The organism is Tangfeifania sp. (genome assembly GCF_055108615.1).
This window is the reverse complement of sequence record NZ_JBSQIC010000058.1, coordinates 1-23,548: the sequence shown is the minus strand read 5'-3', so window position 1 is coordinate 23,548 and position 23,548 is coordinate 1. Positions and strand designations below refer to the sequence as shown.

The window sequence follows — 23,548 nt, the reverse complement described above, 5'->3', positions numbered from 1 at the left end:
ACCGTAAATTCCATTTACGGCTATTGTTGTTCAATTCTTTCAGAATTGGATTGTTGAGCAGTAGGGAACAAGCGTTTAATTTGAAGTCAAATGAATCGAACAAAAAATTTGAATAACTTTACACAAATAGAATGAAATTAGTACAGAACCCGGAAGGGTTCCACAGTAATAGTCAAGGTGTAATTATGGATTAAGCAGCACCGACAGACCAGAACCCAAAGGGTTCAACAATAATAGCCGTAGGTGCAACCTACGGATGCAACAACAACAGCAAACCGGAACCCTGAAAGGGGTTCAATAATAGTACCCCTATATGAAATATTCGGCAAATAAAAAAATGAAATTTTTTTAAACTTTGACTGATTATATTTTTGATTTTTAAGTGTTTAATTAAGTTATATTCGAATGAGAACAATAGTTGTAATTTTTTTAATGATTTCCGCCATGAATCTTTTCGCAAATAATCCCTTTAGAGGCGAGCGTGCCGTGGTTAAAGCCGAATTTGTTTACAAAGCGGAAGATGTTCCGTTTCCCAGTTGCCATGCATCCACTATTGCTGAAACCGATGAAGGTTTGGTAGCGGCCTGGTTTGGCGGTACGCACGAGAAACATCCCGATGTGGGGATTTGGTTCAGCCGTTTCATTAACGGAAGCTGGTCGGTTCCGGTTGAAGTGGCCAACGGCGTACAACATTCCGACCTGCGTTACCCAACGTGGAATCCGGTGTTGTTTGATTACGGCGATGAACTGTTTCTGTTTTACAAAGGCGGACCGAATCCGCGCGACTGGTGGGGACAGCTCATCATTTCGCAGGATAATGGAAAAACCTGGTCGCGACGCATGAGGTTACCCGAAGAAATTTACGGCCCCATCAAAAATAAACCGGAACTGTTGTCCAACGGGGAATTGATTTGTCCAACGAGTACTGAACACGATGGCTGGCAGGTGCACATGGAATTTACATCCGACAGGGGAAAAACCTGGGAACGCACCGAACCCATTAACGACGGGAAGAAGATTGCAGCTATTCAGCCGAGTATTTTGAAACACCCGGGTGGGAAGCTGCAGATTTTGTGCCGCAGTAAAAACAAGAAGATTTTATCGGCCTGGTCAACCGACAACGGAAGGACTTGGAGCAAGCTGGAACCGCTTGATTTACCAAATCCGAACTCGGGCACGGATGCCGTTACCTTAAAAGATGGCCGGCATGTGCTGGTTTACAACCATGTTGATCCGGATGAGGAGTGGGGCAACAGGAATATCCTGAACGTGGCTGTTTCAAACGACGGATTAAACTGGCAGGCTGCTGTTTTACTGGAGAACGACCCGGATCCCGATGCCGAATATTCCTATCCGGCAGTCATTCAAGCCGCCGACGGCATGGTACATGTAACCTATACCTGGAACAGAAAATTGATTAAGCACGTGGTGCTCGATCCCGCAAAATTCGAACTGAAACCCATGCAAAACGGCAAGTGGCCGGCTATGTAAATTTTCTAAACCGAAATTTTAAAAAAATCAAAATCATGAACAGAATCAGATCAAAATCTTTCAATCCATTATTTTTCCCCGGAGCACTTCTCTGTTTCATGGTGGGATTTTATCTTATGATGCCTTTTGTTTCGGATGCACAGAAAAATTCAGGTTCATCCTTCCGGTCGGAGTTCATTTTTCCCGAGCAGGAGAAGCATGTGCACAGCAGTTCGGTAGTGGAATTGCCCAACGGCGATTTGCTGGTTTGCTGGTTCGAAGGCTCGGGTGAACGCAAATCCAACGATGTAGCGGTAATGGGCACCCGGTTGAAAAAAGGGCAATCCCAATGGAGTGAACCTTTTGTAATGGCTGATACGCCTGGGAATCCCGACTGCAACCCGGTGCTTTTTCTGGATGCGAAAAACCGGCTACACCTTACCTGGGTGGTAGTGGTGGCCAACCGTTGGGAAGCTTCGTTGCTGAAAACCCGTATTTCAACAGATTATCAAAATGAAGGTCCGCCCAAATGGAACTGGCAGGATGTAATCTTACTGAAGCCGGGTGATGAGTTTGCCGATGCCCTCGAAAAAGGGTTCAGGGAGATGAACCCTCCCGGACTCGCCTGGGCAGAATATGCCCCGCAGTATGAACGGATGATTGTGGAAGCCGCCAACGATCCCGTTAAAAGGGAAGTAGGATGGATGGGCCGTATTCATCCGCTTGTTTTGCCTGAAGGCAGGATGTTGCTGCCGCTTTATTCTGATGGCTACAATGTTTCTCTGGTGGCCATTTCCGACGATAACGGCGACACCTGGAAACCCAGCTTGCCTATTGTTGGGCGCGGAAATATTCAGCCCGCGCTTTTGCAGAAGAAGGACGGAACCCTTGTGGCCTACATGCGCGACAATGGCGATGCGCCCCAACGAATTATTGTCAGCACTTCGGAAGATAACGGTTATACGTGGAGTGTTTCCCGTAAAACCAATATTCCCAACCCGGGTTCCAGCGTGGAAGCCATTGCACTCGAATACGGGAACTGGCTGATGGTTTGTAACGATTTGGAAGATGGCAGGAACCGCTTGGCTGTTTTGCTTTCCGACGACGAAGGGGAAACCTGGAAATGGAAAAGGTACCTGGAATATACACCGAAAGGGGAAGGCGGTTTTTCATATCCGTCGGCTATTCAAGCCAGTGATGGCCTGGTTCACGTCACTTATTCACACCATACCGCCGATGGAAAATCCATTAAACATGTTTCGTTCAAGCCTTCGTGGGTGAAAGAAGCTGATGCGGGCGAAACCAATGCTGAAAAGTTGGGCTTTCCGGCCGGACAAAAAGTATTGCTCCTGCACATGGATGATTTGGGAATGTGTGAAGAAGCCAACGAAGCGGGAAAGTATTACATCGAAAATGATTTTATTCGTTCAGGCGCGGTGATGATGCCCTGTCCGAATGCTGATGAATTTGTGTTGTGGGCGAAAGAAAACACCGATGCCGATGTGGGCGTTCACCTGACGCTTACCAGCGAATGGAAAACCTGGCGCTGGAGAACTTTGACAGATGCCGCCAAAGTGCCGGGATTACTCGATCCTGACGGAAAAATGTGGCATAGCGTTATGGAGGTTGTTATGAATGCAACACCGGAGGAAGTGGAAACGGAAATCAGGGCGCAAATCGATAAATTGATTGCGCTGGGACTCCGGCCTTCACATATCGACACGCACATGGGAACTTTATATGGTTCACCTGAATTTTTGAAAGTATTCCTGAAAGTGGCTGAAGAATATAAAATTCCCGCCAATGCCATTGACTTGTCCAACCCCAAAGTAGCCGCATTTTATCGTGAGGCAGGATATCCGGTAAACGAAGAGGTAATCGAAATGCTGGGAAATTACAACCTCCCGCATCTTGACAACTTTGGCAGCGTACCCGAAGGGAAAACCTATGAAGACAAAAAGGATAATTTTTTCAAACTGGTTAATTCGCTAGAACCGGGCCTGACCGAAATTATTTTTCACCCGTCGGTTGAAACTGAAAACCTGAAAACCATTACCGGCTCGTGGCAGCAACGGGTTTGGGAAGCCAAAATGTTTGCCGATCCGGAAATGCTTCGGTTTTTTGACGAAAACGACATCATTCTTACCACCTGGCGAGAAGTGATGGAACGGTTTAACCGGAAATGAAGGTTTTATATTTTTATTGGGTTAGGTACTGTTTGGGAGTAAATAAAGCCTGAAAATTGTATTTTAATAATTTTGAAGCCTGAATATGCCTCTTATTTTACCCCCGGCTTTTCCAAGGGCATCAGAACTTATGACTGGCAGGGGCTTGTTAAAGAATTAAACGCTAAAGCCAACCAAAGAGGCATCGTGCTAACCCACCGGGCTTTCCGAAGGAATCCTTTCAGGGAAAGCACCGGTGTAAAAAAGGAGAAGTTTGAATGGCGATTAGAATACTGATATTTTACACCGCGGCTTCAGCCCGGTGATTGCAGAAAGTACAATAAGAAAAGAGGCTTTAGCCGTTAATACAGGTTTTAACCGAAAACATTTGTTTGTATGAAAAAATTCTTCAAAATATTCGGAATACTCCTCCTTCTGGCGCTGGTCAGCCTTTCGCTCTGGTGTTTTTCCAACATGAAAGACAGGCATCCGGGCTACAGCGCCGATTTGAAAATCCGGAACAACTCTCCTTCAGAACTAAAATCCGGATTTGCTGCGGTGCCTATCACGCCCGAGGTTCCCGATCGCTGGGAAGATAAGAACGGCGATGCCAAATACAATCCGAAGGACGGAGACACATTTACCGACGGCAACGGAAACGGGAAGTTCGATCCGGTGTGGATTGCAGGGTTTAGCAACAACAAACCGGCCAACGGAGTACACGACGATACCTGGGCGCGTACCATGATTGTTGACGACGGTAAAACACGCCTGGCCATCGTTATTCTCGATGCCATCGGGTTTATGCACGACGATGTGGTGGATGTGCGTAAAATGTTGCCGGAAGAGTTGGGACTGACCTACACCATTATTGCATCGACCCACACCCTTTCTTGGGGTACTCGACCGCGGAACTTCCGGCTGGATGAAGATGCGCACCGAACTGGCGGCTTTTACAATAGGGCCGCTTTCATTCGTAGCTATTCCCGGTGAAATATATCCGGAAATTATCAACGGGGGCGTGGAGGCGCCCGGGGGAAACGATTTTGGAATTGAACCGGTTAAAGTTCCGGCTGTCCGCGAAAAAATGCCGGGCAAATACAAGTTCGTCATCGGACTGGCAAACGATGAGATTGGCTACATCCTTCCCAAAAGCCAGTGGGATGTAAAAGCACCGTTTACCTATGGCCGGGATAACTCACCTTATGGCGAAGAAAATTCCCTGGAACCGGAAACCACCCCGGTTTTGCACCGGAATTTGTTGGAAATGTTAGAAGAAGAGTTGGGGGAGTAGGAAGTGGAAAGCGCGAAGTAGGAAGTAGGAAGACGGAAGCTGGGAGAGGGAAGAAGTTGTAGTTTGCAGTCGCAGTTTGCAGTTGCAACAGTACGGGAATGCTGCAGGAAACAGGTTTTTTGGAAAAATCAGATACAAAAATAACCAGATGAAACGACCCGGACAGGGTTGCATCACGGCAACCGTTTCATACCGCCTGCTGCGCGACAGTATTTACCCGGCGGCTGTTGAAGATGTGACCGATGCCGTGGAATGGCTGTCCGAAAATGGCGAAAACTTTGGCTACGACCCCGACCGAATTGCCCTGGTTGGCGGCTCTGCCGGAGCACACCTGGCTATGCTGGCGGGTTATGGCTGGGAGAATTCCCGTACTGACGGTGGAAACCCAAACGATACTGCAAGCGGTCACCGGATAAAAGCGGTAGTAAATATTTACGGACCGGTCTTTTGATTGAAAGTATGAATTTAATCAGCCTGAAAGAGAAGTATATAAGCTGACAATAGCTGATAATCCCAGGATTATTCAGGGATTAATGAGGTTTAACTGTTAAAACAGATCATGTTTATATGTACTTGCTCGAAAGTGCTCCTTTTAATGTTGGAAAAAACGATGTTTTTGTGATTGGTTGACTAATTGTTGCCTAAAAAGAAAAGCGAACACCGTTAAAATATTCATTTTCAATTTAATATAAAAATCAGTGGAGCTGGCGGGACTACAAACTACCGATTTTAACACGTTCGGGAGATATTGAAAAACAGTAATAAACCCACTGAAACCACTATCATTACTAACTTTTAGAATAAACTATTATTGAAAGAGGTTTTATAACATTGAATGGAACTGCAATTTTATTTCCTAAATATTTCCTAAGCATTTCCTAAATCGCTATATTCGTGTAACGTTTAAAATTAATGTTATGGCAACGGTAAGATACTTTCTTCAAAGCAAAAAGAATCCCGCAACAATTTATGTAAGCCTGTCTGTAAGGGCTGGGAAAGTCTTTAAACGAAAAGCAGACTATTCTATTGACCCCGACAAATGGAGCCTGGAAACACATCTTCCGAAAAAAGGCGGGGACACCAACCAAAAAAATCTAAAAATTAATTTGGAAAAATTAAAAGTTCAGATTGAAGAAAACCTTAATAAAATTGAAAAAGGAACAGAAATAACGTCAGATTGGTTGCAACTGCAAATTGACTTGTTTCACGGGAGAATCAAAACCACAGACAAAGACCTCTTAACCAACTGCATTCAGGATTACATTGATTATTTACCCCGCAAAAAACAACGAAACGGAAAAAGAGGCGTTACATCATCCACAATAAAAAAATACAAGACACTTAAAGTTAAAATTGAAAACTTCCAGAAACACAGGAAGAAAAAAGTAACTGTTAAAGATGTTGGCCTGAAATTAATTGATGAACTTGAAAAATACTTTTTAGAAACCGACAGATTAGGCGAAAATACAACAGGACGTTATATCAAATTTGTTAAAACTGTTTGTTTGTGGGCGAACACTCACAACAATATTCCCGCTCACCCACAATTAGATCAAATACAAGGTTACACTGAAGATGCCGCAAAAGTGGTTTTATCGTTCGATGAACTGGAAAAGATAGAAAATACAACCTTTGAACGTGAAGCCCTGGAAAATGCAAAAGACTGGCTAATTATCGGGTGCTACATCGGGCAACGTGTTTCCGATCTTTTAAATCTTACAAGTCAAAATTTAATCGTTAAAAACAGTGTGGAATTTATTGAATTAACACAAAAGAAAACCGGTAAGTATGTTCTGGTTCCAATGCACAGGAAAATTAAAACCATTCTGGAAAAACGAAATGGCAATTTCCCACGCTATCTGTCAGATGTTAAATTCAACATCCATATCAAAGATGTTTGCAAAGAGGCAGGAATAAATGCACCCACACAAGGCGGAAAAATGGTTAAAAATGAAAAAACAAAAATAACACGTAAAGAATACGGAACGTTTCCGAAATGGGAACTCATTACAAGTCATGTTTGCAGACGTTCCTACGCCTCCAACTTTTACGGCCAAATGCCAACCAGTTGGTTAATTTCAATAACGGCACATTCCACAGAAAAACAATTTTTAGAATATGTTGGCAAACCTCCAATTGATACAGCACACCAGATTGCCGAATTTTATGCAAAACAAGCATTGCAGGCAAAAAAAGAACCGCAAATGCAGCTGCTTAAAAATGCAAATTAATATTTGTAATTTTATTGAAATGTATTTCATCAATTTATACATTTGCAGGTAGGAGATAAAAAATTGCAACAAATGTTGTCATAAATACAAGAAACAGAATCGTTTTAAATATTTTCACGCATGGAAGCATTAACAATACATCCAAAAAACAGAGAGCAGTTAAAGGCCATTAAATCGGTTTTAAAGGCCATGGAAATTCCTTTTGAAAAAAAGGATAGTCCTTACGATCCTGAATTTGTAAAGATGATACAGGATGCTGAAAGAGACCGGGAGGACAGTACTATTCTGGAAACTGACGAGGATATCAAAAAGTTTTTTGAAGAGTTGTAGGTATGGCTTATAAGATAGAGTTACTCTCCAAAGCGAAAAAAGATTTAAAAGCCATTAAATACAGTGGTAATAAGGCTTCTTACACAAAAGCAATTACTTTAATTGAAGAACTCAAAGAACACCCCACAACAGGAACCGGCAAACCGGAACCATTAAAACATAACCTTTCGGGATATTGGAGCCGGAGAATCGACCAGAAAAACCGTTTGGTTTACCGGATTGAAGAAGAAAAAGTTACCGTAGTGGTTATTTCGGCAGCCGGACATTATTAAAAATAAAAACTAAACCAAAAATCCAATTGAAAATAATCAAATGGAAAAAGAATTAACTAACTCGGAAAAAATACACAAGCAACTATCAAAACTTTCTTATAAAATATGCGAAAATTATTTTTCACATGTCCGTGATGAATTAGATTATATTAATGCTAATATTCAATTGTCTGAATCAAAAGACGCTGTTTTATTTAGTACGCTATTTTTAGAACTTTTTGAATTAAGTATAAAAGAAGAATATTTTTGGAGGTACTGCGATTTCAAAACATACAGGAATAAATACAAAGAGAGGCTTAACGAATTTATCAAACAGTATGGACCAGATGTTAGTGAGGTTGATTTCATAGATGCAGAAAAAGAAACCATCGAAAAGGGATTCTTATCTTATTCTTTCCCAAAAGATGATTATTCTTTTGATAGAGCAGCTATTGAGATAAGTTTTCTTGACCAAAAAATTCAAAAGAGGTTAACATACTCAAAAAATAGAAAATTAAATTTTTTAGAATCAGAACTTAAAAAAATTGAAAAACACTCTGAATTTTATGCTGACTACGATGAAAAGATTTTACCCCCAAATTATATCCGGGACTTGAGAAACAGAAATGAAATTCTTGCTCGTTTCATCACTTCGACAGACACTGACAAAAAATTAGAACTATTGCCTTATTCTGATTTTCTTAAAAGATACAATCAACTTACCGAACGGGAGCAAATCGCCTTTTTATCTGAACTTAAAAGAATTATCTCCAATGGTGCAATTTCCAAAGCATACTTATTGAAAGAGTGGCAAAGGTTTAATTTAAAAGCATTCGTCAATAGTGAATTTGATAGTATAAATCGAATTGATAACCTTGAAAATGAGATGCATATTTACAAGGATATTGAACGAAAAATTAAGTCGAATTTACCTGTCAATGAAATAAAAGAGCATTTGTTAGAATTTAAATATAACATTTTAGGCAACAAAGATAAAAGTGAACTTTCAGAAGTTAATTTGCGGGTGTTTAATTTCATAGACAATCAGATTAAATATCTTAATGAAGCAAGTAGCCAAAATGTATTGAGTGCAGAAAAAAATGAAATCCCCAACAATCCACATCCTTTTATTTTCCCAAAAGTTGAACATTGGCAAGTATTCAAGCAATGGAAAGAGGAAACAGTACACCCAAAAGCAGACCTAGTTTTTATTTATTGGCAAATGAAAGAAGATGGAATGATGAATGAAATAACTCCAACCCAATATATCAATTGGTTATTTAAACATTTACAATTCGATCTTGAGGGGTATTGGAAACAATTTGACCGATTAAATACCCCCGAAAGACTCCGTGCTTATTCAAACTTAATCCGTTCAATCAAATAGTCCAACGGAATCTCCGCAAATGTCCTTATAATAGTACAATACCGTACTTGCCTCAGTACAAGACATAAAGTCTATTTGTATCGTAATTAAAAATTATAATTATGGATACAAACAAGACAATTCAATTTATTGAAACATCGCCCGAAGAACTGGAAAACCGAATTTTCAGCCGGGTAAAAGCAGAACTGGAAGAACTCAAAAAGGAGTTCCAGCCGAAAGAACCTACCGAGTATTTAACCCGAAACGAAGCCCGTGACTTATTAAAAGTCGATCTGAGTACGATTCACAACTGGACCCGGAAAGGCAAATTACGTGCGTACGGGTGTGGTAATCGTGTCTATTACCGCCGTGATGAAATAGAAGCAGCAATGAAACCCTTAAACTATTAAGTCATGAAAACAAACAAAAAAAGGCCGCAATTTGCGACCCTGGACCCAGTTGAAGATAGTCATTTTGAGGCACAAAAAGAAACCGTGTATGCAACATTTAACCAACCCAAAACAATGTTGCAGGTATCAGTGGAAACTGGAATACTACGAGCTAATATCTGCCGGTATGTAAGGCAATTAGAAGATGAGAATAAAATTTCTCTTGTGTACAAAGGCATTTGCCCGATTTCAAAACATAAAGCAGGATTCTACCAAAATGATTGACTTCGTAAAAATTGTCCTTACAAACAGGACTTTAATTAATAAAGTCTGGGAGAATGAAAATTTAATATTCCATTCAGACCAAAGCAGAAGGTACAATGATGAAATCAGGGACTATCGTAAAAAAAAGTACCGGGGATTAACTTTTACCCTTTTTGCCGACAAACTTGAAATAACAGGCAGTTTGCACTACTACTTCAATAACGGTGTTCACAATGCCAATGACTTTTGTTTCGCCGATTGCATCAGGATTATTTACGAGTTGCAATCTGTTTTTGACTTGAACCTGCATGAATGTATGGTAGTGAATCTTGAATTTGGGTTAAATATTATCCCCGGTGAATCAGGAAAAAATATTGTGGTGTGGATAAGGTTTCATGAACGCAATGAGTTTCGATTCCTACCTGATCAACAATATGCCAAACAATCCGGGAGGTTTTCGGCAAAAGGGAAAATCAATACCTACAAAATCATAAAGGCTTACGTCAAAGGGATTCAATTATTCGAGGGCAAAAACTACGGTGATCCGAACAATTTCAGGTTTGAGGTTAAAAGTAAACAATCGAAATACATTAATAAATTAGGTGTTTTTACACTGAACGATCTTACAAACCCTGAAATCTACTTCCGGCTGGGAGATGAATTATTGAAGGAATGGGGAAATATTGTTATTCTCGATAAGTCGTTGCAGAGAACCGTTGATAAACTTGACCGGTATTTAAGTCAGGATTTTTGGGAAAACTGCTTAAATGGAGATAGAAATAAATTCGCCCGGCACAGAAGAAAATACTTTGCTCTTTTAGAAAAACACCCTAAAAACATACACAATCAGGTTGCACAGTTGCTAAACGAAAAGTTGAGAAAATTTGGCAACGAATTAAAAAATGATGCAATTTCCACACGACCAACTCCAACCATCAGCAAAAAAAAGGGTGCAATTTCCACACGACCGAAGAAAATCCCCAAAAATGAAAATGATGCACATTCTACTATAGTAAAGGTGGAATCTGCACTATCTGACAGGAAATGTACCCAAACAGGGTTACCCATTCCCAATGTCCAGGAATCCTACACAACCAACCTGACTGAAAAAGGAGTTCAATGGTATTTTGAGAATGAACCTGAAATTTTCAGGGAGAAACTGGAATCACTATTAACTGAGGATTGGAAGCAAAAAAACCGGGACAAAACAAAAAAAATATGGATTAATGAAATATACCACAGCCTTAGAAACAAACAGAGCAATCCGAAAAATAACTTGTATCGGAGTTACAAGAATATTGAAAGTAAGGGAGCCAAACTGTTCCCAATGGAAGAAACAATTCCACCGGAGAAACTAAGTATTGTCAAAGAAAGAAAAATGAGGGAACAGGAAGCACTTGAAAAAGTGGCGAGAACACTGCGCATTATATCCACTCATTATGCCGATAAAACAGCAATTTTAAATTCTGTCAACTTGCAGAAAGTGAATCAAATCACCCATAGTCAACAGTTACGTAAATTGTAAATTATGAAACGGGATAAAAAAGCAACGGAATTATTACAGCAATTAAAAAAAACTACTCCGGTAAACGATGCTATTCTGGCTTACAGCGCCAACCGGCACCTGTTTAAATTCAGGGAAATTTCAGAGGTCATAGCAGGTGAATTGCTGCTGCTTACCAAGTGGAAAGAAAAAGGGCATCCACAGGGATCTAAATGGACTGAGAAACATGAAGAACAGTTGGCCTTTTACGAACACTGCTTTGAAATTTTAGAAAACAGTCCGTTTAATGAACGGGTGAAAGATTTGGTGGATTAAGTTAATTCAATTCAGATTATTTTAGTTTTTCTTTGAAATAATTTTTTCAAGGAAATGAATAATTAGGGACACCCCTATTAACAAAGAGATTAAGACAATACCTTTAACAGTTTTTCCCTCAATTGAATCTAAAATATAGGAGCCCGCTGCAAGACCAGAAAAGAGTGAGAGAAAGAAAAATACACCTGCTAAAAAATTTAAGTCTTTGTTTCTCAAATGGAATCCAAATCCAACAAATACAAAAATTAGCATTGTAAGTAAAATCAATATAACAGAGTTATTCATGACTTGCAATTAAAATTTTAAGTTTTAACTATTTCAATTTATACCACCCTTTCCGGTTCTTCCCGGTTTTAGGATTCACTACCCGGACAAACATTCCCTTTCTCTTCTTATTGACATCGTACAACAAAATCCGATTCACCCTTTCTTTCAGTTTATCGTAATCCAATTCACCATCCTCCGGGAAAAGAAAATGATTTGCATTGTAAATATGCCGGGCAATATGCTTAACGTGCAAACCTTCCCGTTTTGCTTTTTTTTCGGAAAGGACTTGAATTATTGATTCTCTGAGTTTCATAAAATTCAGCTATACTTATTAAATTTTTATTTTGTTTCCCTACTACTTTAGCACGCGGTTCTATTATTTCTTTGAAAATACGTTTTTGATTTTTTTACTGATATATTTTATCACTTCTTTATAATTTATAAAAAGAACAAGAGAAATTATAAATGCAATCACCCCAGCTATTTCATGTCTTGTAGAAACCCATTCGCCATCCTGATCAATACTTCCCCAAGTTTCGGGTATAAAAAATAAACCTTCCATAATCAAAAAGTAAAAAATAGCAAAATAACCCAAGTAGCCTCCCATCAGAATATTACCTCTATAAGCAAGTTTCTTTATTCCCAAAATTCTATCATCCTCTATTCTGTTCTTTAAGGCCGCATACGTTATTATTATTGTAGAAAAGAGAACCCATAAAGTAATAATGAGTAATACTATCATTCCTCCAAAGAATATTGGATCCTCATTTAATAAATCCCTGAGAAAATGAAAAATGTCTACCATAATATTCAAAAACATAATTAATTGATTTTTAATCAAGTATTACATTTTCCATTATTTAGAAAGTTTACAATTTCGGTTCTTCCCATTTCTTCAGCCAATTCAAGAAAGGATTTCCCCTCTTTGTTTTTTGCAGTTAGCCGCCAAAGTAACAATCCTCCCTGCTCAGCATCCAAATGATATAATCGTTTAAATTCTGAAATATCATTTAGCTCAATAGCCCTGAACATTTTTTGAGCAGTGTAATGTGCCGTTTGGATACGGGAAATATCTTCCATTTCTGAATAATACTTTTCCTCCCAGTCATCGTATTTCATGATATCATTTTTATTATTCTTTAATACATCTAACGGTAAAGAATGCTGTTTTTTTTGTCCAATCCCACATTATTTTATTCCAATCATTTGACAGATTATAATAGATTGCATTATTCTCGTCTTCTTCTGTTGAAGTCCACCAAACGGCACCACTCCCTTGTGAGATAAAGTCTTTTCCATTGTACATACTTCCGGCAGGGAAAGCATTAAATCCGCTATCTTCTCCATTAAGTTCATTTGGTTCATTCCAAATTCCGGGTTCCCTTATTTTCATTTTGCCCCCGGCAATCAAATTTCCCCCTAATGTCGTTTTCAGAATTTCATAATCTTCCTGAGTTGCCACCCGCCAACCTTTCGGTGCAAGTTTCTCAGAACTTACAGCATGAAAATTATAGTATGTTCCATTTGGAATACTATTGGATTCATCATCATTATACCATCGATACTCACCTGCCCCTGAGCCTGGTAGGTCATAGTAATTTATCATTATTCCATCATTGTACTTTGTTGTTCGAAGATTTTCAGCCATCCATACTTGCTCCCCTATTACAACAGTTTTATAAACATTACCTTCAATATCTGTAACCGAAGAAAGATCCTCTAAAGGTTCATCTTTCTGACAACTGATAAATAATATTGACAAAAGAATAATCATTAACTTAAGTGATAAATTCATAATTGTATAATTTTTATTTTGAGTATTTGAATTGTAGATTGTTAACTAACAGGTCTTTATACGCATTGAGAATTTTATTACTCATTTCCTCATTGCCTGGTTTGTCGTAAAGTATCCCACCTACGGTCATTGAAGAATTACCTTCAAAAATCGCAACTACCGTATTTCCATAATTCTTATCAGTTTCAAAATCAAAGGATGATGCAAATTCCACAGCACCCAGTCTATTAAATGAATTAGAATATGTGAGCCCCATAATGTACATTTTTTCATCTTCGTTCATTATTTCGGGTATGAAAATCTCATTAATGAAATGCAAATCATAAAAATAAGCTGTGTCGGGCTCCGTCATTAAACACAAACTTGAATCAATAACAATTGCATAAATGTCAGCATTATTTGATACGTAAACACCACTGTAAGGAGTTGAATCTTCATTACAACTGCTAAGTATAATGACACTTATAAGGAAAATATCGTTGAAGGTACATAATGTGAACTTAATTTCCGAATCAGGATTACTTTTTTTGAGTTTTTTTATCCCTTCAATCTGCTCAATGAAACTTGAAACAACTTCTTCTTCTATGCGTTTCATTGAACCACTTTTATCGAGGATAAGCGCATAATGGATTATTTTTTTCATTTCTTTTAGTATTAGTATTTACAGGTTAATGTCAAAATCTGTAAAATGTCACCCTGCCGAACTCGTTTTTTTTGATACTTTTGAACAACACTGTAAAAAAATCAAGATGAGTACTGAGCCAACCCAATGGATTCAAGCCGAAGAAGATTTTCATAAATGGATTGAAACCCCGGAATTATATCCTGAAAACCCGGAAAACAACCTGCGTAAGTCTATTCATATTTATTTCAGGAAAAAGTATTACAACCTGTTAACACCAATTGCCAGTTGGGTTTTTGATAAACTTCCCCTGGATAATTTGTTGCAGGCAGAAAAAGAAGTATCAACATTAAATATTGTTACTGAACAAAAAGAACGTCCGAAGGCATATCCTGAAATTCGGTTTAGAAAAGTAGAGGATTATTATTCAGAAAACAGACGTATTCTTGCCGGGCTATGGAAAGATGACAAAAATATTATCTATGAATTTTATGAAAACGAATTTTCAAAGGTTGCCTTCATGATTTTAACGAATAATGGTTCCATTGAGGATGCCAAAGATATATTTCAGGATGCCCTGGTTATTCTAATGGATAAGTTTACATGGGGTAAACTTGACCTTAGCGGATGTAAACTGGGAACCTACGTTTATTCAATAAGTCGTAACTTATGGTTTGAACAACTCAGGAAAAGAAAGAAAGAAAATGAATTTGCTGATATTGAAAAATATACATCAGTTAGCATCTCAGTTGATTACTATGAGGAAGAACCCGATCTGTATGAATTGGTAAGCAAAGCAATTGAATCCCTCGGCGATCCGTGCAAAGAATTACTTGAATTATACTATTTTGAAAACCATCCCTGGGAAACTGTGGCATCCCTTATGGGGTATTCAACGGCAGCAAGTGCGAGAAACCAAAAATATAAATGCTTGGAGAGGATTAGGGAACAGATTAACAGGAAACCACGTTAACAGCAGATATTTTCAAGAATAGCAATTAGTCCCAATCAGAATATGTATTTTTCATGCTGCTAAATAAAAGTATAAAACACTTTTAAAACTCATGTAGGGCAATGCAGTCAACAATTACAGACAGTCCAATCACAGTCTATTGTGTGGAAATTGCACCTGTTTTAGTATCAATGCATCAAAAATTTCTATTATTCAATTTGATTAAAAAGCATCCAACGAGCTGATAATCATGCAATAACAACAAGTCTATCAAATTTGACAAAAAAGGGCTGCACGACTGCAACCCTTTTTTAACGTTTAAATGTTATTCTGGCAACGAATAACACCACAAATTTAATTATTAATATTTTGTCGAAAAACAGGTAAAATCCAGATTATTTCCTAAATATTTCCTAACATGCATATAAAACATTGATAATCAAACTAAAATGTGGAGCTGGCGGGAGTCGAACCCGCGTCCAAACGAGGAAGCAACAAGCTTTCTACATGCTTAGCCCTAACTTAATTTTCGGGTTTCGGCAGGATTAGGGCCACCAACCGAAACCTTATTCCCTTTAATTTCACCAGAACGTCGGGACTCCGTTCCGGTTAGCTTCGATTTTTTCTGCACCGCCGGTTCGGGAAGCCTCGAAGCGAGGGCACCCGGGCGATGTCTTGTCCCAACACCTTGTATCGGGATTAAGCGTTAACCTACTGTGATTCGGTTACGCAGCAAGAGCGTAATTATTTTCGCCAATTAAAATTGTGACTGTTATTTTTTACGGGTCAACAACCAAAACCCGGCATGCTTACTTGCCTCTTCTACCCGCTGTCAAAACCAGTCAGCCCCGGTAGTTATAAAAGGCAAATTTGCCAAAGAACTGAAATGCAAAATTACTAAAATCGTGCCAATAAAAGAAGTTCTTTCAATAAATTCAACTTTCAATAAACTGCCGGTAGTGGTCGAAGCGTTCAAAAATTTGTTCAACGTACGTGTAAGGCTCGATTCCCCGCACATATCCGTATTTTATTTCAGGCAAATTGTAGTTGTCTGGATAGCTCAGTTCCAGGATCATTTCTTCCACGTTGTCGTCCCAGCGGTTGGGATCGAGGTTGTTCATTTCGGCCAGTTTGCGGGCATCAAGCACATGGTAGTACCCGCAGTTATAGGAAGCCAGTGTAAATTTTATTCGCTGAACCGAATCTTCCACCTCTTCAAAATTATTCCATAACCGCTCTAAAAATTTTGTGCCTCCCCTGATATTTTGTTCCGGATTGGAACGGTTGCTCACACCCAAATCCTCTGCCATAGCAGGCATAATTTGCATCAGTCCGCCGGCTCCTGCCCATGAACTGGCACGCGGTTCGAACCGTGATTCCTGGTAAATTTGCGAAGCCACCAGCCGCCAGTCCCAGCCAATTGAATCGGAATATTCCTTTATCAGCTCGTCATATTCGCTGATGCTGTTATTGGTCAGGCTGTAGAAATCACTTTGTACCCGTTGCCTGAAATTTCGTCGGTTTTTAAAATATTTGTTGTAGATGACATAATAATCCACTTCATCTTTCATCTCACCCAGCCAACTGTTTATTTCATCCAGCAGCTCATTTGAACCGGGCGCCACGGCCCATGCCACACGCTGCGAGAAACTGATGGGCACATCGATGTCGAGAATATGATAATACGAAGCATTGATGCTTGCAATATTATCGTCGGCAACAGTATATTTAATGTCGCCATCCACTACCATTTTTATAATCCGGTCGGTTGAAAGGTTTCCGGGCAGTGTATCGATGTGGATTTCGCCACCAATTTCGCGTGACAAGTTTTTCAAACGCCTGAAATAGGAAGAATTCTCGCGCACAGAAACCGTGTCGCCAATCAGTTCAATGGCATCGTGCACCAGTTCTTTTTCAACAGCGCTCCAACTCATGCGGCGCCAGTTTTCGGGTTTGCGTTGCACCAGCACCTGGTGGGTAAGATAGAGGTAATCGGTAAAATTCACTTTCTCTTTGCGGTCGGTGGTAATGGTTATTCCGTGCGCCACCAGGTCAATTTCGCCACTGTTTAGGTTGTTCAGCAAGCTGTCAATATTTTGAGAAACAACTATTTCCAGCTCTACGCCAAGGTGATCAGCAAAACGTTTCAATAATTCATATTCAAAACCCATGGGCTGGCCGCGGTATAAAAAATAGCTGGTTCCGCTGTAGGTAGTCAGCGCCCTCAACTTCCCTTCGCGTTTTATCTTTTTCAGAATCTCAACACCTGTTTCAGGAGTTGAATCAATGTTACGCCCTTTTTTTTCAGCATCTGGGCCACAACCTGATAAAATGCTCAATAACAGTATAATTAGTAAAAAATTTCGCATATTATTTTATTTTAATCAAATAAACAGCTCCTTCAGCGCCACGAAAAAATCTTCTTCCCAGCCTTCTGAAATATTTTTAAATGCTTCGTCAGGAATATTGGTGTGGTGCAGCTCCACGCTTGTGCCTTTTTTATCGGGGTGCAGTTTAACGGTAACGATTGAATCCTCTTCCTGCTCGCCGAAAAACCATTGCTGAACGATTTTTTTGTCCGCCTCAAATTCGAGGTTTATCCCGGAAATACTTCCGCTCCACAGCGAAAATTCAGTGCCGGGAACCGGCTCCATCACGGCATCTTCGCCTGTCCATATTTCGAGCATCTTTTTGTTGGTGAGGGCGTTGTACACATCTTTGGGCTCGGCATTCAGATTAAAGTAACGTTTTAAATCTTTCATTGTAATGGTTTTATTTTTTCAAATGTAATGGAATATCTCAAATAGTTCCTCCGATTACAAAAAAAGTCGCTACTGTTTTTCGTAATTATGAATTCCAAATTTTTACAAATACTATTTGTTAACCAATTATTTTATTTTTACTTAACTATTCGAGCGAGCTTACAATTTTTAATTCTACATAATACGAAAAACCTGATTTTACTTTTCACGCTGTTATTTATTACCCACAGCGCTATATGGATGTTTCCGGTTCGCAAATTACATTTGTTTACGGGGGCGATGTTTGGCTGGTTGACAAAACCGGGGAAACAGCTTACCAGGTTACCAGTTCACCGGGCGAGGAATCGTGGCCACGGTTTTCACCCGATGGCAGGCACATTGCCTACACAGCCAGCTACAACAGCAACTCTGATGTTTTTTTGATTCCGGTAACCGGCGGTGTGCCCAAACGAATTACCTACAACGCCTTCCCCGACAAGATGGTGGACTGGCATCCCGATGGGGAAAAGCTCCTTTTTGCATCGAATCGCGAAAACGGGATTTCAAGACTGTACCAGTTATTTAGGGTAAATAAAAACGGCGGTTTTTCTGAAAAGCTTCCCATCCCTTACGGGGAACTGGCCAGCTTTTCGCCCGACGGAAATAAAATGGCCTACATTACAAAAATTACCGAAAACTACCCGTTTAAAAGATACCGCGGTGGCCTCACCTCCGACATCATTGTTTATGATTTTGAATCGCAAACCACCGAACTGATTACCGAAAACAAATCGAACGACGGCCAACCAACATGGGCAGGAAACAACATTTACTTTTTGTCCGACCGCGGTAAAAATATGCGGCTGAATGTTTGGGAATACAACACAGGTTCGGGCGAAATAAAACAAGTAACTTTTTTCAAAAATTTTGATATCTCGTTTATGACTGCCGGACCCGGTGACATTGTTTTTGAAATGGGCGGCGACCTCTACCTGATGGATTTACAAACACTGGAACCTCAAAAAGTAGAAGTAAACGTTATCAGCGATTTATCGACCGAAATGCCGCAAACCAAAAACGTTAGCCGAAATATTTCAAACATGACGGCATCCCCGGGCGGGAAACGAGTCGTTTTCTAAGCGCGTGGAGAATTGTTCAACGTGCCGGGTAAAAAGGGTTTTACACTGAACATGACGCAATCGAGCGGTGCGTTCGACCAAAGTCCCGCCTGGTCGCCCGACGGAAAAACCATTGCTTACTGGAGCGATAAATCCGGCGAATACGAACTTTAACTGCAGAACAGCGAGGAAAAAGAAATTATAGGCAACGTGAGCCGGGTTGTTGCCACCGCCGACGGAAAATCGTTAATCGTTTTAAACCAGGGGAAATATTGTATTATTCAGCCTGCACCAGGGCAAAAAATTGAAAATCTCATTCCAACCGATGTCCTTGAAATGGAATTAATTCCCAAAGAAGAATGGAAACAAATATTCATGGACACCTGGCACCGTCACCGCGATTTCTTTTACGATCCCAACATGCAGGGAGTTGACTGGGAAGAAGTACTGAAACTCACCAAAGAAAACAAACACCTGATGACATCTACTCCTCCACTGGAAGACAGGACTGCAAAAGGGCTCAGGGATTCGGACTAAGTTAAACCCACAGAGTGGAAAAAGGTTAGCCATAGATTTAAAAGGCTGACCTTTTTTCATTTTTTTTGCCCGGGGATTCAAATTATCATTTGCTTAAAAATCCTGTTATGGAACATGTTTTAAAAAAATGCGCCAAAAAATAATAAATAGTAAAAAACACTTTTTTAATTTTACAATCTGATTTCACAAATAATGAATTACTACAAACAACAAACAAAATTTTTAGTAGCCGTTGACTGCGTTGTGTTCGGCTACGAGGCAGGAGAAATTAAGTTATTACTTTACCCGCGTGCCTTCGAGCCTGTGAAAGGTTCATGGTCGTTAATGGGTGGGTTTGTGCGCGAAAATGAATCGTCAGACGAGGCAGCCTGCCGTGTTTTGCAGCAAACAACCGGCCTCGATGATATTTTCCTGGAACAGGTAGCCACTTTTTCTGAACCTGAACGCGAAATTTACGAGCGGGTAATCAGCATTGCCTATTTTGCATTGATACGAATCGACCGTTACAAAAAAAGTAAAGCCGATGAATTTGGTGCAAAATGGTGGCCCATTAACGAATTACCCAACTTGATATTCGACCATGACGAGATGGTTCGCCAGGCATTGAAAAAGCTGCAGCAAAAAGCAGGCACCAGCCTGGTAGGAAGCGAGTTGCTCCCCAGTAAATTCACCCTGCTGCAGCTTCGGAAACTTTACGAAGCCATTTATCAGCGCGAATTTGATCCCGGCAACTTCAGAAAAAAAATGCTTTCACTCAATGTGTTGGAACGCATGGACCACAAAAACTCTACTGAATCGAAAAAAGGAGCATACTATTATAAAGTAAAAGCAGATAAAATTGAAAAAGAGCTGGAGCGAATAATTAAATACTGATTTTATTTTCAACAAAACTGATTTTAAACTAAAAAAGAAAAAACGATGGCAACACTTGACTGGATTGTGCTGGGATTATTTGTGATTGGGCTGATTGGAGTTGTTTTTTATGCCCTGAAAAAGAAAGACAAAAACACAACCGACTATTTTCTGGCAGGACGTGATGCCACATGGATTGCCATTGGGGCATCCATATTTGCTTCAAATATTGGTTCTGAACACCTTGTTGGACTTGCGGGTGCAGGTGCCGAAAGCGGAATGGCAATGGCACACTGGGAAATGCACGGCTGGATGATTTTGTTGCTCGGATGGTTATTTGTACCCTTTTATGCACGAAGCAAAGTATTTACCATGCCCGAGTTCCTGGAGCGGCGCTACAACCCGCAAGCCCGTTCTTTTCTTTCCTTTATTTCGCTGGTTAGCTATGTACTGACAAAAGTAGCCGTAACAGTTTATGCCGGCGGCGTTGTTTTTAAAGATGTTTTCGATATTGAATACATCACGGCCTTCGGTTACAATATTGACTTTTTCTGGATTAGCGCCATAGGGCTGGTCGTACTCACAGGGCTTTACACAACATTTGGCGGCATGAAAGCAGTGCTTTACACTTCGGTACTGCAAACACCCATTTTGCTCATCGGGTCAATTGCAGTTTTGGTACTTGGCCTCCATAAAATTGGCGGTTGGGGTGAAATGATGGAAATAGTTAGATCTACCGATGTTACATACCTGAACGATGCAGGCGAGGTGGTCTATCATTCCACTAAAGATAGTATGGCCAACCTCATCCGATCGCATAACGACCCGGAATTCCCCTGGACCGGCGTAATTCTCGGCTCTGCAATTATCGGGTTCTGGTACTGGTGTACCGACCAGTTTATTGTTCAGCGCGTACTTTCGGGCCGCGATATGAAACAGGCACGCCGCGGTACTATTTTTGGTGCCTATTTGAAATTAACTCCTGTATTCATTTTTCTGATTCCGGGAATGATTGCTTACGGGCTTCAGCAAAAAGGTTTGTTCGTGCTTGAAAACAACGACGCGGCATTTTCTACAATGGTAAAGGAATTGCTGCCCATCGGGTTCAAAGGAATTGTAATCGGGGGAATTCTGGCAGCGCTGATGAGTTCGCTGGCTTCGTTGTTTAACTCATCGGCCATGCTGTTTACCGTTGATTTCTACCAAAAATACAAACCCAATAAGAATGAAAGGCACTACGTTATTGTAGGGCGCATTGCCACCGTGGTTGTGGTGCTGCTGGGCATTGCCTGGATTCCGGTTATGCGCGGCCTCGGAAAAGTGCTCTACGAGTACCTGCAGGATGTACAGTCATTGCTGGCCCCGGGAATCGCAGCGGTTTTCCTGCTGGGCGTCGTTTCGAAAAGAACAACACCTGCGGCCGGTATCTGGGGATTAATAATCGGCTTCACACTGGGAATGACACGCCTCGGTCTGAATATCTTTTCAGGTTCAATTTCCGAAGATTCGCTCATCTACCTGATTTTCCTCCAGCACAACTGGTTGCATTACGAAATTTACCTTTTCTTCCTGGTAATTATTTCAATGGTAGTTATCAGTTATTTCACGAAAAAGAAAGATCCATCGCTTATCCAGGGACTTACCATCCGGTCTGCTTCGGCCGAACAAACTGCCGAAACAAGATTGTCGTACAATAACTGGGATATCTTTAACTCTATAGTGATAATTGTTATTATAGTGTTGTTTTACGCTTATTTCTGGTAGAATATAAATTGAAATAAAATAAAAAATAGCTGCCTTTTCTGGTGGCTATTTTTTATTTTAGGGGATATTTGTTTTCAATATGTACGATATAATAGGAGATGTACACGGATATGCCCAGTCACTCAAAAACCTGCTAAAGGAACTGGGATACAAAAAAACGGATGGCAGCTATTCACACCCGGAACGAAAAGTAATTTTCACCGGCGATTTTATTAACCGCGGGCCGCAAATCAGAAAAACAATCCGTCTTATCCGCACTATGGTGGAAAACGGAAATGCGATGGCTGTTTTGGGAAACCATGAAATAAACGCGATAATTGCCGACATAAAAGATGAAAAAGGAAACCTTCTGGTAACACCTCCCATGAAAAATTTCATGTCGGTATTGAAAACCATGAAGGCTTTTTCAGGCAAAAAAGAAGAGTGGAAAAGCCACCGTAACTGGATGCGTACCCTTCCTTTTTTTATTGAGTTGGACGGAATTCGTGTAATTCATGCCTGCTGGTCGGATACTGCTGTTGACTATTTGAAAAGCAATATCCCGCAGGGAAAAATTAAAAAAGATGTATTCCGGAAAATTTATAAAAACCCCGATGCTGAACTCACAAAAAACATTTGGCTGATTACCAAAGGCCTGCAGTTTAAACTACCTGCCGATTTAAGGATTCAAAACAACAAAGGGGTTTCACCGCGTTCGTTCCGCATCAGGTGGTGGGAGAACCCGAAAGGAAAAACGTTTGAAGAACTTTCATTCGAAAGCAAATTCCAACTTCCTGGCTATACAATCCCAGAACAGATTATGCCTGAAACTTTACCCTATCCACCAGAAGCTCCAATTGTTTTTTTCGGTCATTACTGCCGTTTCAACGGACCACATATTATTACGCCCAATATTTGCTGTGTAGATTCATGTATTACAGGAAGTAAAGTTTTAACCGCCTACCGGTGGGAAGGAGAACCACAACTTGCTCACCAAAATCTAATTCAAATAAAAAAATAATTTCATCTCAACTTACTGATTTACAGACACGAAAAACTTTAATTGAAAATATTATTTTTTTGTATTGCAGGAAAAAAAAGAAAGTATATATTTGCATCACCTTTTCAAAAGCGAACTGCTTAAAAAAGGGAGTTCTAAAAAGAATTGTAACAAAAATGGTGGCGTAGTTCAGTTGGTTAGAATATCGGCCTGTCACGCCGAGGGTCGCGAGTTCGAGTCTCGTCGTCACCGCAAAAAAGCAGCTTGAACGGGCTGCTTTTTTGTTATAATAAAAAGCTGCCGGAGGTCGCGAGTTTCCCGAGTACTCGGGATCGTCACCGC

Annotated in this window: 28 protein-coding genes, 1 tRNA gene and 1 other RNA gene; 21 read left to right on the top strand and 9 right to left on the bottom strand. The window is 40.2% G+C overall.

Going from position 1 to position 23,548, the window contains the following annotated elements:
* Positions 1–444: 444 nt before the first annotated feature.
* From ACTCNA_RS12425 to ACTCNA_RS12365, 13 genes are all read left to right on the top strand, one after another.
* On the top strand, positions 445–1,491 hold the full coding sequence (locus ACTCNA_RS12425) for a sialidase family protein (RefSeq protein WP_462948241.1): 1,047 nt from the start codon (positions 445–447) through the stop codon (positions 1,489–1,491).
* Positions 1,492–1,526: 35 nt separating this feature from the next.
* Positions 1,527–3,656: a ChbG/HpnK family deacetylase gene (locus ACTCNA_RS12420; protein WP_462948240.1), complete on the top strand. Its 2,130-nt coding sequence runs from the start codon at positions 1,527–1,529 to the stop codon at positions 3,654–3,656.
* 375 nt (positions 3,657–4,031) lie between these two features.
* Positions 4,032–4,628: a hypothetical protein gene (locus ACTCNA_RS12415; protein ID WP_462948239.1), complete on the top strand. Its 597-nt coding sequence runs from the start codon at positions 4,032–4,034 to the stop codon at positions 4,626–4,628.
* On the top strand, positions 4,561–4,929 hold the full coding sequence (locus tag ACTCNA_RS12410) for a hypothetical protein (RefSeq protein WP_462948238.1): 369 nt from the start codon (positions 4,561–4,563) through the stop codon (positions 4,927–4,929). Before ACTCNA_RS12415 ends, ACTCNA_RS12410 begins: the two co-directional genes overlap by 68 nt.
* A gap of 148 nt (positions 4,930–5,077) precedes the next feature.
* Positions 5,078–5,380 carry an alpha/beta hydrolase fold domain-containing protein gene (locus tag ACTCNA_RS12405; protein WP_462948237.1) on the top strand — a complete coding sequence of 101 codons (303 nt, stop codon included), beginning with the start codon at positions 5,078–5,080 and terminating at the stop codon, positions 5,378–5,380.
* Positions 5,381–5,846: 466 nt separating this feature from the next.
* Positions 5,847–7,160, top strand: a complete 1,314-nt coding sequence (locus ACTCNA_RS12400; protein ID WP_462948236.1) for a phage integrase SAM-like domain-containing protein — start codon at positions 5,847–5,849, stop codon at positions 7,158–7,160.
* Between the two features lie 120 nt (positions 7,161–7,280).
* Complete coding sequence (locus ACTCNA_RS12395; RefSeq protein WP_462948235.1) at positions 7,281–7,490, top strand: DUF2683 family protein; 210 nt, start codon at positions 7,281–7,283, stop codon at positions 7,488–7,490.
* Between the two features lie 2 nt (positions 7,491–7,492).
* Positions 7,493–7,762, top strand: coding sequence for a Txe/YoeB family addiction module toxin (locus ACTCNA_RS12390; RefSeq protein WP_462948234.1), 270 nt, complete (start codon positions 7,493–7,495; stop codon positions 7,760–7,762).
* A gap of 40 nt (positions 7,763–7,802) precedes the next feature.
* Positions 7,803–9,128 (top strand): hypothetical protein, encoded by a 1,326-nt coding sequence (locus ACTCNA_RS12385; protein WP_462948233.1) that lies wholly within the window; start codon positions 7,803–7,805, stop codon positions 9,126–9,128.
* Between the two features lie 101 nt (positions 9,129–9,229).
* Positions 9,230–9,517 carry a helix-turn-helix domain-containing protein gene (locus tag ACTCNA_RS12380; RefSeq protein ID WP_462948232.1) on the top strand — a complete coding sequence of 96 codons (288 nt, stop codon included), beginning with the start codon at positions 9,230–9,232 and terminating at the stop codon, positions 9,515–9,517.
* A 3-nt stretch (positions 9,518–9,520) separates the two neighbouring features.
* A complete protein-coding gene (locus ACTCNA_RS12375) occupies positions 9,521–9,781 on the top strand; it encodes a hypothetical protein (RefSeq protein ID WP_462948231.1) in 261 nt (86 codons plus the stop codon).
* A complete protein-coding gene (locus ACTCNA_RS12370) occupies positions 9,774–11,285 on the top strand; it encodes a hypothetical protein (protein ID WP_462948230.1) in 1,512 nt (503 codons plus the stop codon). Before ACTCNA_RS12375 ends, ACTCNA_RS12370 begins: the two co-directional genes overlap by 8 nt.
* A gap of 3 nt (positions 11,286–11,288) precedes the next feature.
* A complete protein-coding gene (locus ACTCNA_RS12365; protein ID WP_462948229.1) occupies positions 11,289–11,579 on the top strand; it encodes a hypothetical protein in 291 nt (96 codons plus the stop codon).
* 21 nt (positions 11,580–11,600) lie between these two features.
* Here ACTCNA_RS12365 and ACTCNA_RS12360 read toward each other — a convergent pair whose 3' ends face one another.
* The 6 genes from ACTCNA_RS12360 to ACTCNA_RS12335 all read right to left on the bottom strand — a co-directional run bounded on the left by ACTCNA_RS12360 (position 11,601) and on the right by ACTCNA_RS12335 (position 14,284).
* Positions 11,601–11,864: a hypothetical protein gene (locus ACTCNA_RS12360; RefSeq protein WP_462948228.1), complete on the bottom strand. Its 264-nt coding sequence runs from the start codon at positions 11,862–11,864 to the stop codon at positions 11,601–11,603.
* A 28-nt stretch (positions 11,865–11,892) separates the two neighbouring features.
* Positions 11,893–12,159 carry a hypothetical protein gene (locus ACTCNA_RS12355; RefSeq protein WP_462948227.1) on the bottom strand — a complete coding sequence of 89 codons (267 nt, stop codon included), beginning with the start codon at positions 12,157–12,159 and terminating at the stop codon, positions 11,893–11,895.
* A 63-nt stretch (positions 12,160–12,222) separates the two neighbouring features.
* A complete protein-coding gene (locus ACTCNA_RS12350) occupies positions 12,223–12,666 on the bottom strand; it encodes a hypothetical protein (protein WP_462948226.1) in 444 nt (147 codons plus the stop codon).
* Positions 12,667–12,683: 17 nt separating this feature from the next.
* The gene (locus ACTCNA_RS12345) at positions 12,684–12,965 is read right to left on the bottom strand and encodes a hypothetical protein (protein WP_462948225.1); all 282 of its coding nucleotides are present in this window, start codon (positions 12,963–12,965) and stop codon (positions 12,684–12,686) included.
* Positions 12,966–12,978: 13 nt separating this feature from the next.
* Complete coding sequence (locus ACTCNA_RS12340; RefSeq protein ID WP_462948224.1) at positions 12,979–13,641, bottom strand: FISUMP domain-containing protein; 663 nt, start codon at positions 13,639–13,641, stop codon at positions 12,979–12,981.
* 13 nt (positions 13,642–13,654) lie between these two features.
* Positions 13,655–14,284, bottom strand: a complete 630-nt coding sequence (locus ACTCNA_RS12335) for a hypothetical protein (RefSeq protein WP_462948223.1) — start codon at positions 14,282–14,284, stop codon at positions 13,655–13,657.
* A gap of 106 nt (positions 14,285–14,390) precedes the next feature.
* Here ACTCNA_RS12335 and ACTCNA_RS12330 point away from each other — a divergent pair, with 106 nt between their 5' ends.
* Positions 14,391–15,236, top strand: coding sequence for an RNA polymerase sigma factor (locus ACTCNA_RS12330; RefSeq protein WP_462948222.1), 846 nt, complete (start codon positions 14,391–14,393; stop codon positions 15,234–15,236).
* A gap of 428 nt (positions 15,237–15,664) precedes the next feature.
* Here ACTCNA_RS12330 and ssrA read toward each other — a convergent pair.
* The 3 genes from ssrA to ACTCNA_RS12315 all read right to left on the bottom strand — a co-directional run bounded on the left by ssrA (position 15,665) and on the right by ACTCNA_RS12315 (position 17,977).
* Positions 15,665–16,065, bottom strand: a transfer-messenger RNA (tmRNA) gene (gene ssrA, locus ACTCNA_RS12325).
* 85 nt (positions 16,066–16,150) lie between these two features.
* Positions 16,151–17,584, bottom strand: a complete 1,434-nt coding sequence (locus ACTCNA_RS12320) for an MltF family protein (protein WP_462948221.1) — start codon at positions 17,582–17,584, stop codon at positions 16,151–16,153.
* A gap of 15 nt (positions 17,585–17,599) precedes the next feature.
* Positions 17,600–17,977, bottom strand: coding sequence for an SRPBCC domain-containing protein (locus ACTCNA_RS12315; protein ID WP_462948220.1), 378 nt, complete (start codon positions 17,975–17,977; stop codon positions 17,600–17,602).
* Positions 17,978–18,213: 236 nt separating this feature from the next.
* Between ACTCNA_RS12315 and ACTCNA_RS12310 the strand changes: the two genes are divergently transcribed.
* The 7 genes from ACTCNA_RS12310 to ACTCNA_RS12280 all read left to right on the top strand — a co-directional run bounded on the left by ACTCNA_RS12310 (position 18,214) and on the right by ACTCNA_RS12280 (position 23,458).
* Positions 18,214–19,095: a hypothetical protein gene (locus ACTCNA_RS12310; protein WP_462948219.1), complete on the top strand. Its 882-nt coding sequence runs from the start codon at positions 18,214–18,216 to the stop codon at positions 19,093–19,095.
* Between the two features lie 21 nt (positions 19,096–19,116).
* Complete coding sequence (locus tag ACTCNA_RS12305; RefSeq protein WP_462948218.1) at positions 19,117–19,248, top strand: hypothetical protein; 132 nt, start codon at positions 19,117–19,119, stop codon at positions 19,246–19,248.
* Positions 19,249–19,284: 36 nt separating this feature from the next.
* Complete coding sequence (locus tag ACTCNA_RS12300) at positions 19,285–19,611, top strand: hypothetical protein (protein WP_462948217.1); 327 nt, start codon at positions 19,285–19,287, stop codon at positions 19,609–19,611.
* A gap of 192 nt (positions 19,612–19,803) precedes the next feature.
* Entirely contained in the window at positions 19,804–20,484 is a 681-nt protein-coding gene (locus ACTCNA_RS12295; RefSeq protein ID WP_462948216.1) for an NUDIX hydrolase, read from the top strand.
* A gap of 45 nt (positions 20,485–20,529) precedes the next feature.
* Positions 20,530–22,227 carry a sodium:solute symporter gene (locus tag ACTCNA_RS12290; protein WP_462948215.1) on the top strand — a complete coding sequence of 566 codons (1,698 nt, stop codon included), beginning with the start codon at positions 20,530–20,532 and terminating at the stop codon, positions 22,225–22,227.
* Positions 22,228–22,306: 79 nt separating this feature from the next.
* Positions 22,307–23,227 carry a metallophosphoesterase gene (locus ACTCNA_RS12285; RefSeq protein WP_462948214.1) on the top strand — a complete coding sequence of 307 codons (921 nt, stop codon included), beginning with the start codon at positions 22,307–22,309 and terminating at the stop codon, positions 23,225–23,227.
* Between the two features lie 157 nt (positions 23,228–23,384).
* Positions 23,385–23,458, top strand: a tRNA-Asp gene (locus ACTCNA_RS12280).
* The last annotated feature ends 90 nt before the right edge of the window (positions 23,459–23,548 follow it).

Bases quoted from the DNA above. Each gene is read 5' to 3' on its own strand.
- ACTCNA_RS12390 (WP_462948234.1), top strand. From the start codon at position 7,493: ATGGCTTATAAGATAGAGTTACTCTCCAAAGCGAAAAAAGATTTAAAA.
- ACTCNA_RS12340 (WP_462948224.1), bottom strand. From the start codon at position 13,641: ATGAATTTATCACTTAAGTTAATGATTATTCTTTTGTCAATATTATTT.
- ACTCNA_RS12310 (WP_462948219.1), top strand. From the start codon at position 18,214: ATGGATGTTTCCGGTTCGCAAATTACATTTGTTTACGGGGGCGATGTT.
- ACTCNA_RS12425 (WP_462948241.1), top strand. From the start codon at position 445: ATGAATCTTTTCGCAAATAATCCCTTTAGAGGCGAGCGTGCCGTGGTT.
- ACTCNA_RS12380 (WP_462948232.1), top strand. From the start codon at position 9,230: ATGGATACAAACAAGACAATTCAATTTATTGAAACATCGCCCGAAGAA.
- ACTCNA_RS12420 (WP_462948240.1), top strand. From the start codon at position 1,527: ATGAACAGAATCAGATCAAAATCTTTCAATCCATTATTTTTCCCCGGA.
- ACTCNA_RS12350 (WP_462948226.1), bottom strand. From the start codon at position 12,666: ATGTTTTTGAATATTATGGTAGACATTTTTCATTTTCTCAGGGATTTA.
- ACTCNA_RS12315 (WP_462948220.1), bottom strand. From the start codon at position 17,977: ATGAAAGATTTAAAACGTTACTTTAATCTGAATGCCGAGCCCAAAGAT.
- ACTCNA_RS12345 (WP_462948225.1), bottom strand. From the start codon at position 12,965: ATGAAATACGATGACTGGGAGGAAAAGTATTATTCAGAAATGGAAGAT.
- ACTCNA_RS12295 (WP_462948216.1), top strand. From the start codon at position 19,804: ATGAATTACTACAAACAACAAACAAAATTTTTAGTAGCCGTTGACTGC.
- ACTCNA_RS12355 (WP_462948227.1), bottom strand. From the start codon at position 12,159: ATGAAACTCAGAGAATCAATAATTCAAGTCCTTTCCGAAAAAAAAGCA.
- ACTCNA_RS12370 (WP_462948230.1), top strand. From the start codon at position 9,774: ATGATTGACTTCGTAAAAATTGTCCTTACAAACAGGACTTTAATTAAT.
- ACTCNA_RS12410 (WP_462948238.1), top strand. From the start codon at position 4,561: ATGAAGATGCGCACCGAACTGGCGGCTTTTACAATAGGGCCGCTTTCA.
- ACTCNA_RS12290 (WP_462948215.1), top strand. From the start codon at position 20,530: ATGGCAACACTTGACTGGATTGTGCTGGGATTATTTGTGATTGGGCTG.
- ACTCNA_RS12400 (WP_462948236.1), top strand. From the start codon at position 5,847: ATGGCAACGGTAAGATACTTTCTTCAAAGCAAAAAGAATCCCGCAACA.
- ACTCNA_RS12360 (WP_462948228.1), bottom strand. From the start codon at position 11,864: ATGAATAACTCTGTTATATTGATTTTACTTACAATGCTAATTTTTGTA.
- ACTCNA_RS12415 (WP_462948239.1), top strand. From the start codon at position 4,032: ATGAAAAAATTCTTCAAAATATTCGGAATACTCCTCCTTCTGGCGCTG.
- ACTCNA_RS12285 (WP_462948214.1), top strand. From the start codon at position 22,307: ATGTACGATATAATAGGAGATGTACACGGATATGCCCAGTCACTCAAA.
- ACTCNA_RS12365 (WP_462948229.1), top strand. From the start codon at position 11,289: ATGAAACGGGATAAAAAAGCAACGGAATTATTACAGCAATTAAAAAAA.
- ACTCNA_RS12335 (WP_462948223.1), bottom strand. From the start codon at position 14,284: ATGAAAAAAATAATCCATTATGCGCTTATCCTCGATAAAAGTGGTTCA.
- ACTCNA_RS12330 (WP_462948222.1), top strand. From the start codon at position 14,391: ATGAGTACTGAGCCAACCCAATGGATTCAAGCCGAAGAAGATTTTCAT.
- ACTCNA_RS12320 (WP_462948221.1), bottom strand. From the start codon at position 17,584: ATGCGAAATTTTTTACTAATTATACTGTTATTGAGCATTTTATCAGGT.
- ACTCNA_RS12405 (WP_462948237.1), top strand. From the start codon at position 5,078: ATGAAACGACCCGGACAGGGTTGCATCACGGCAACCGTTTCATACCGC.
- ACTCNA_RS12385 (WP_462948233.1), top strand. From the start codon at position 7,803: ATGGAAAAAGAATTAACTAACTCGGAAAAAATACACAAGCAACTATCA.
- ACTCNA_RS12395 (WP_462948235.1), top strand. From the start codon at position 7,281: ATGGAAGCATTAACAATACATCCAAAAAACAGAGAGCAGTTAAAGGCC.
- ACTCNA_RS12375 (WP_462948231.1), top strand. From the start codon at position 9,521: ATGAAAACAAACAAAAAAAGGCCGCAATTTGCGACCCTGGACCCAGTT.